This is a genomic window from Aquimarina aggregata (genome assembly GCF_001632745.1).
GTDB lineage: Bacteria > Bacteroidota > Bacteroidia > Flavobacteriales > Flavobacteriaceae > Aquimarina > Aquimarina aggregata.
The window spans coordinates 1-4,746 of sequence record NZ_LQRT01000028.1; the positions used below are offsets into that span (position 1 = coordinate 1).

Consider the following 4,746-nt stretch of genomic DNA (forward strand, 5'->3'; position numbering starts at 1 on the left):
AATATAAAATTTGGCATTTATAGTAGAAAAGGTAAAAGCAAAATATTTATATTTAGCTAAGTAATAAACTGAAACGATAGAGCTTATCACCTGCCCTACGTTTCTTATACGAGACGTTACCAACAATACCTAAACTAGATGAAGCCAACAACGAAAGCCATTATTAGTATTCTCGAAAATGCAAGTTTTCAATCTAATTTAGAGAACTTAAAAGCTTCAAATGCTACTTTTTCAAATCAAGAGACAACAATTATTGAAGTTTATAATGGGATGTCAGAAATAAGAAATTTATTGACTGATTCAATAGAAAATGGGACATTTGAAAAACTTCCTTTTAACCAAAGAAATGCTATAAATTCACAATTGACTAATGTTAGTAGATATGCTACAAATCTTCAACAAATAATACCTCAATTTAACGCTTTAGAAACAACAATTCACAATAGCAGATTATTAGAATTAAGCACTGAAAGTTTAGATTTTGAAGAAAAGGTAAAAGAAGTAAATAGTTTACGAACAAGATATAAAAGACTATTAAAAGACATTCAAGATTCAGAAGAAATAAAAAAATCTATTGATGAAATAAAAACAAAAGCAGAAGAAGATGCTCAAAATATTTCTTCTATTAGTGAAAAAGCGGATGAATTAAAATTAAAATACGAACAAGATGAAATCAATATCTCAGAAAAATCTAACTCTATTACAGAAGCTGAACAAGAGATAGAGAATAGAAAAAAAGAAATTCTTGCTTTCGCATCCAATGTTGAAGACAATGAATTAAAACTAAATACAATTTACGACAAACTTAAAGATTCGATAGAAAAAGAACTTTCCAGTAAATTAATAAAAGTTAATTCCCTAATCGAAGAAGCTGAAAATGCTTTGGAATTAAAACAAACTGAAGGTATTGCAAAGGCGTATAGTTCAAGATTAAAAAAGATTTCTGATTCTAATAACAAACGTCATTGGCTAATTGGTGCTAGTGTTTTTGTTATTATAACTTTACTTTTAGGATTCTTATTGACTGGAGGAGAAATCAAAATATGGAAATTTGATTTAGGTTTTGCTGATACTGAAAATATAGGATTTATAATCGGTCGTATTGGACTAACTTTTATCGGGATTTCTGGCGCAGTATTTTGTGCCAATAGATTTGTTATACTCCGTAATTTGGAAGAAGATTATGAATATAAGGTAGTACTTACCAAATCCATATTAGCATTTTCCAATAAAATAAAGGAAATAGACGACAGTAAAGTTGCTGATTATCTTACTCAAGTCTTGGATGAACTTCATCAAGACCCTTTAAGAAGTAGAAAACCTGAAAAGAGTTCAAAAAGCGATATGGATTTGGATAAAATTGATAAGTTTCTTGAAATTATTAAAAAAGTAAGACCTGAATAAGAATAATGTACTGTTGGTAACAATGTATAAGAAAACATAGGGCTTTTGGGCTTAATCGAAAGGTCTGTATTTATTTGCAAAGTCGCCAAATATAAAATTTGGCGTTTAAGAAAAATGATAAAAGCAAAATATTTATATTTGGCTTAGTACCAATCCGAAACGTATTGCTTATCACCTGCCCTACGTTTCTTATACGAGACGTTATAGCCAATTTTGACTTAATAAATGGAAGAAAAAACAAATATTCTATTAGACAGACAAACTCTATCCTTACAAGCTGTTATTAATGAAGTTGAAGTTGCTGTTTCAGGAAAGTTAATTTGTAAAATCAAAGGTGTTTCCCTTATTCCTTCTCATGTCAGAATTGAGCCTTTGAAAATAAAAAACAACCTTGTTAAAAAATCTAGTGAAAACCAAACCGATCTTCAAAACAAAATATTTGAAGGGATTTATTATGTCAACGTCTTAGATTACTCTCTTGGTGAAATAACATTTGTGGCTAATATAATATGTGAAAAATGGGCTGAGAATATTTGGAAATATCTGATTAGTAATACCGAAAATTCTCCAGAAATTACTCTTACCGAATCTGGAATTAAAGAACAGTTGTTAAAAAATAATCCTAACGCTTTTTCTTCTTTTGAGGATCTTGACTCTTTTTGTGAAAAATTAAAAATTAAACCTACTGACTTTGTTGTACCAGCAAAATTTAGTCAATTAGAAATTGAGTTAGAAACCCTTTCGGCTAGACTTTCATCGGAGATTTTCTTTTTCAGAAAAAAATTATTTACTGAACTATTGATACAAAAGCTTGAAAGCAAAATTTTTCAACATGAAAAAACAGAAACCAATACTGTAAAACCAAAAAATATAGAAATTTACAGATCCTGGAAATCATCTATGCAAAATGAAATTTCATTAGTTCAAAAATATATCAGGTCTCCTTTCATTTTTGATGATCAAGAACAATTTTCAAATTATGATTCTATAAAAGAGTTTGTTCCCAACAAAGAATTGCAACAAGATCTAGTTTCCGAAACATTTTACTGGATTAATGAATTCCCAAAAGTCAAAAATCGATTCGAAAGAGCAGTTGAACTTTATCAAAAAGATGATGACCAACGTGATTGTTTGGATAACTTAAGATTAACCCTTGAACTCCTAATTAAAAGCATCCTAAACAATAATAAGAGTCTTGAGAATCAACTGGGAGAGATTGGGAAATATCAGAAAGAACTTGGAATTAGTTCGGAAATTAGAAATACATTTACCAAACTAATAGATTACTTCAATAATTATCAGAATAATAAAGTAAAACACGACAACGAAATAAATAACAAACACGAAGTTGAGTTTTTATTTGGATTAACAATGATATTTATTAGGATGTTAATCAAGCCAAATAATAAATTAAGAAAAAAATAAAAAAGGCTATAACAGTTTGTATATTGCATATGCCGCCTTCGGCAGGCAGACGCAACATACAAGGGACGTTGGCAGTAATTGAATTTATGGGTGAAAAAAAATTAAATATTCTTAAAAAACTGATTAATATATTGAGATATATTTTTACCGGATTTTGGGGATTTTTAACAATAATTGTCATTGTATTCTTAATTCACAGATACCTAAATCCTGGATGGAAAAGTATTTCAAACCAAGATTTAAAAGATTATGGAAAAATTAGTTTAATATTTTTTTCAACTCTCGGAATCCTAACATTATTAAAATACTATATACGCAACAAATTGAATAAACAAAATAATGAAGGAAACTAAAACTTTAAAATGGACTCTGATTTCAATTTGTGGAATTGGAATGGTGCTGACAAGTTTTACTTTGTTATATGATTTGCTAATTCCAGATATTTGCTATTATCACACACACGAAATGAATTCATTTTTAAATTTATTTTATAGTGCTGGCTCAGCTGATAATGGACATCCAAGTCCGAATTTATTGAACTTGATAACTTCATTAATTATTGGTGGAATTTTGGGTTATGGAATTTATAAAATTGTGATCAACAAAAAGAAAATAAAAACTACCGCCAACACGGTGTATAAAACATAGCTAGTAAAGGCTTCCCGAAAGGTTTGTGCCTATTTGTGAAGACCGCCAAATTTTTAAATTTGGCTTTTAGAATAGAAAAATTAAAAACAAAACATAAAAATTCGGCTCTGTGTTAATCCGAAAAGTTAGTGTCTATTTACTCGCTACATTTCATACACAAACCGTTAGGCAACATAAAGACAAACGATATTGACAAATAGAAAAACCAATTTCACAACAATCTGGCAAAGAGCCAAAATCAGACCTATTCTACTACTCTTTGCTTTTCAAGGAATTGCATTTGCATTACTTCTTTTTCTACCAATGGGCTTAATAATGAATTCATTGGGGAATAGTTTTCCATTTGTTGAAAACGCTGAGAAAATTCAGTCTGACGGAATCAAAACAAATGCCACACTAACTGAAATTAAAGGAATTGATAATATAACTATCAATGGAAATAATCCGCAAATTTTGAATTATGAATTTGATAATAACGGACAGAAAACTACATCAAAATTCACTGTTTTTAAACCGGCAAAAACGGATAATTTAAAAATTGGAGATACAATTCCAATTAAACATTTGAATGGACAAACAATCCCAATGGAATTTGAACAATACACGTTTAATATGGATTTTATGTATTATATCGCAGGAGTTGTTCTTTTGATTGGACTAATTCTTTTCTACCTTCTATACTCACAAATAAATAAAGAAATCTCATTGTATAAAACAGGCAGAATTATGGAGGGAAAAATAATTTCAATAAACCACAATAAAGGTTTCACATTTTCGAAATTTGGTTCTTCAATGGATGTGCATTATGAATACGGAAATAACGTTGCTAAATCAAGGACTAATAATTTTGCTTTGACAAATAACAAATCAATAGGAGATTCAATTAAAATTTTGGTTTCACAAGACGGAAATTCATCTTGTCTATATCCAGAATTGATTGCTAAAACTAATGGTTGGAAAGAAAATTACGTTGCCTAACAACACCTATGCGATAATGCGGGTTTCGAGTTTAATCAAAAGGTTATTGTCTATTTGGTTTGTCGCCAAAGATTTAAATTTAGTATTTTAGAAAATGTAAAAACAAAACATAAACTTTGGCTAAGTGCTAGCTCGAAAACCAGTGATTTTTTGCTCCCGCACTACGCATAGCTAAACGTTGTATGCAATAGTCCAGTTCGCAAGGACAATTTTTTCGGAGGAGTACGCGAGGATTATGGAGTTTTATTCTGATCAAAGAGACGGACAAAGCCTTTGCTAAAAGGAGTTGTC

General features: G+C 29.6%; 5 protein-coding genes. All 5 read left to right on the forward strand.

Annotated elements, in window-relative coordinates:
- Positions 1–138 precede the first annotated feature (138 nt).
- The 5 genes from AWE51_RS18195 (at position 139) to AWE51_RS18215 (ending at position 4,455) form a co-directional block, all read left to right on the forward strand.
- Positions 139–1,404 carry a hypothetical protein gene (locus tag AWE51_RS18195; protein ID WP_066316432.1) on the forward strand — a complete coding sequence of 422 codons (1,266 nt, stop codon included), beginning with the start codon at positions 139–141 and terminating at the stop codon, positions 1,402–1,404.
- A gap of 225 nt (positions 1,405–1,629) precedes the next feature.
- Positions 1,630–2,829, forward strand: a complete 1,200-nt coding sequence (locus tag AWE51_RS18200; protein ID WP_066316438.1) for a hypothetical protein — start codon at positions 1,630–1,632, stop codon at positions 2,827–2,829.
- A 68-nt stretch (positions 2,830–2,897) separates the two neighbouring features.
- Complete coding sequence (locus AWE51_RS18205; protein ID WP_157766168.1) at positions 2,898–3,182, forward strand: hypothetical protein; 285 nt, start codon at positions 2,898–2,900, stop codon at positions 3,180–3,182.
- Complete coding sequence (locus tag AWE51_RS18210) at positions 3,169–3,477, forward strand: hypothetical protein (protein ID WP_066316448.1); 309 nt, start codon at positions 3,169–3,171, stop codon at positions 3,475–3,477. Before AWE51_RS18205 ends, AWE51_RS18210 begins: the two co-directional genes overlap by 14 nt.
- A gap of 189 nt (positions 3,478–3,666) precedes the next feature.
- Positions 3,667–4,455 carry a hypothetical protein gene (locus AWE51_RS18215; RefSeq protein ID WP_066316450.1) on the forward strand — a complete coding sequence of 263 codons (789 nt, stop codon included), beginning with the start codon at positions 3,667–3,669 and terminating at the stop codon, positions 4,453–4,455.
- Positions 4,456–4,746: the final 291 nt, after the last annotated feature.